This window comes from Salmonella sp. SAL03688 (assembly GCF_046551895.1).
Classification (GTDB): Bacteria; Pseudomonadota; Gammaproteobacteria; order Enterobacterales; family Enterobacteriaceae; genus Salmonella; species Salmonella enterica.
The window spans coordinates 1-310 of sequence record NZ_JBGDVI010000073.1 but is presented as its reverse complement, the minus strand read 5'-3'; the positions used below and the strand labels follow the sequence as shown (position 1 = coordinate 310).

Genomic DNA, 310 nt, shown 5'->3' with positions numbered 1-310 from the left:
TCAGGCACTGGGTCAGTTAACAGCTTTCGCTAACCTGATGGCAGACTCACAGGTGACGGTACCGGCACACCTTGCAGGGAAACCAGCCGACTGTATGGCAATCGTCATGCAGGCTATGCAATGGGGCATGAACCCTTACGCTGTGGCGCAGAAAACACACCTGGTTAACGGTGTTCTTGGTTACGAGGCACAACTGGTCAACGCAGTAATCGCAAGCTCCAGTGCCATTCATGGCCGTTTTCATTACCGCTATGGGGGTGACTGGGAGCGCTGCACCAGGACACAGGAAATCACACGCGATAAAAACGGT

Annotated in this window: 1 protein-coding gene; it reads left to right on the top strand. The window is 53.9% G+C overall.

What is annotated here, in order from left to right; translation table 11 throughout:
* On the top strand, positions 1–310 hold a 310-nt coding region (locus ACLJR2_RS23770; RefSeq protein ID WP_219828192.1), incomplete at both ends, for a recombinase RecT.